4 protein-coding genes and 1 tRNA gene are annotated in these 2154 nt (G+C 68.3%); 2 read left to right on the top strand and 3 right to left on the bottom strand.

The genetic code is table 11. The annotated features are described in order from the left end of the window. Positions 1-519, top strand: a 519-nt coding sequence (gene glpR, locus JHC79_RS23520) for a gephyrin-like molybdotransferase receptor GlpR (RefSeq protein WP_366783283.1), incomplete at its 5' end; no start/stop codon positions are given. 8 nt (positions 520-527) lie between these two features. Then, positions 528-860, top strand: a complete 333-nt coding sequence (locus tag JHC79_RS23515) for an MmcQ/YjbR family DNA-binding protein (RefSeq protein ID WP_296395478.1) — start codon at positions 528-530, stop codon at positions 858-860. 29 nt (positions 861-889) lie between these two features. On the opposite strand, the gene JHC79_RS23510 is transcribed toward JHC79_RS23515, so the two are convergent. The 3 genes from JHC79_RS23510 to JHC79_RS23500 form a co-directional block, all read right to left on the bottom strand. After that, positions 890-965 (bottom strand) — tRNA-Ala (locus JHC79_RS23510). A gap of 144 nt (positions 966-1109) precedes the next feature. Continuing rightward, positions 1110-1742, bottom strand: coding sequence for a CoA transferase subunit B (locus tag JHC79_RS23505; protein WP_296395475.1), 633 nt, complete (start codon positions 1740-1742; stop codon positions 1110-1112). Position 1743: 1 nt separating this feature from the next. Continuing rightward, a partial coding sequence (locus tag JHC79_RS23500) for a CoA-transferase (RefSeq protein WP_296395473.1) occupies positions 1744-2154 on the bottom strand: 411 nt, incomplete at its 5' end.

Raw genomic sequence — 2154 nt, 5'->3', positions numbered from 1 at the left:
GACGACGAGGACTCCGACTACGAGGTGGTCTCCGAGCCGCTGACCGCCGAGGGGTCGACCCGGCGCGGTCGCGGGGGATACGACCCCACCGCCGACACCCGCCGCAGCGAGGCCCGGTACCGCGGTCGCCAGCGACTCCTGCTCGTGTTCGCGGTTCTCGCGATCGCGTCGGTCGGTGTCGGTGTGCTGATGGGCGGGATCGGTTGGGCCGTCACCGGCGTCGGGGTGTTCCTCCTCGTCGCCTACATGGCCTACCTGCGACGTACCGTTCGCATCGAGGAGCGGATCCGACGGCAGCGCAGTGTCCGCGCCGCGCGTGCGGCACGCATGGCGCAGCAGCGCCGGCGCATCGAGGACGAGAGCCCGCTGGCCGACGAAATCCCCGAACACCTCATCCGGCCGGGCGCGGTCGTCCTCGAGATCGACGACGAGCACCCCGTGTTCGACCACCTCCCGCCGTTCCAGCGTCGTCGCGTGATGCGCGAGGAGCCCGAGTTCCGCAGGGCCGCAGGCGAGTAGATCGTCTCGTGACCACCTGGGACGATGTCAGTGTGCGTGCCCTGACGTTGCCCGAGGTGGTGGTCGCCGACCATCACGGCATGGCCGCGCTGCGCTTCCGAAAGAACATCCTGGCCACGATGCCCGACGAGGACACATTGCGGGTCATGGTGTCCGACGAGCAGATCCGCGAGGCCGTCGCCGAATTCGACTGGTGCACCGAGGTGTATTGGGGTGCAAAGTTGTCCGCCGTCGCCGTGTCCCTGACCGCCGCGGACGATGACGTCGTTGCGGAGTTGATCACCGATGCCTGGCGACGTCGAGCGCCGAATACAATGGTCCGCGATTTCGACGCCCGCTGAGCACGGTGAACCGGGGACCGTGGTCCCGGTGGTGGAGCTAAGGGGAATCGAACCCCTGACCTTCTCGATGCGAACGAGACGCGCTACCAACTGCGCTATAGCCCCTGGTACTGCTCGACAACGGTACCAAAGGGTCACCCGGATCCCATATTCGGCGTCCGTCGTCCACAACCGTCACCGCTCACGGGTCATCCGGACGGTGAGCACGGATGACCGGCCCACGGTGACGCTTGTGGACGGCCGGGCGAGTCAGGTGATCAGCAGGGGAGCGGCGGTGGCCGCGACCACCTCGTCCTGGGTGACCCCGGGTGCGGTGTCGACCAGGACCAGCCCGTCTGCGGTGACGTCGATGACCGCGAGGTCGGTGATGATCCGACCGACGCAGCGCTCACCGGTCAGCGGGAGGGTGCACTCCGGCAGGATCTTGGACTCGCCGTCGCGGGACTGGTGATCCATCATCACGATGACCCGCCGCGCGCCGTGGACCAGGTCCATCGCGCCGCCCATGCCCTTCACCATGTGCCCGGGCACCATCCAGTTGGCGAGGTCGCCGCGGGCGCTGACCTGCATCCCGCCGAGCACGGCGACATCGACCTGGCCGCCGCGGATCATCCCGAACGACGCCGCCGAGTCGAAGTAGGACGCCCCCGGCAGGACCGTGATCGTCTCCTTGCCCGCGTTGATCAGCTCGGGGTCCAGCTCGTCGTCGGTCGGATAGGGCCCGACGCCGAGGACGCCGTTCTCCGAGTGCAGGACGACGGTGACGTCGGTGGGGATGTGGTTGGGCACCAGGGTGGGCATGCCGATCCCGAGATTGACGTACTCGCCGTCGTTGAGTTCGAGGGCGACGCGTGCCGCCATCTCGTCTCGTGTCCAGGCCATCTCAGCTCTCCGTCCGTACCGTGCGCTTCTCGATTCCGACCTCGACCGGTCCGACCTCGACCACGCGCTGTACCTGGATGCCCGGCGTGTGGATGTTCTCGGGATCGAGCTCGCCCGGCTCGACGAGATGCTCGACCTGGGCGATCGCGATCTTCCCCGCGGCCGCTGCGTTGGGGTTGAAGTTCCGGGCGCTGCGGCGGTAGACGAGATTGCCGTGTCGATCGCCCTTCCAGGCGTGGACGAAGGCGTAGTCGGCGACGATGCCGCGCTCCATGACGTAGGTGACCCCGTCGAACTCCCGGGTCTCCTTCGGCTCGCTGGCCACCAGGACACCGCCGGCACCGTCGTAGCGCAGCGGGAGTCCGCCGTCGGCGACCTGGGTTCCGACACCCGCGGGGGTGAAGAAGGCGGG

Source organism: Williamsia sp., from assembly GCF_016462415.1.
Lineage (GTDB): Bacteria > Actinomycetota > Actinomycetes > Mycobacteriales > Mycobacteriaceae > Williamsia_A.
Note: the sequence above shows the minus strand (reverse complement) of the source record. Positions and strands in the feature narration are given on the sequence as shown.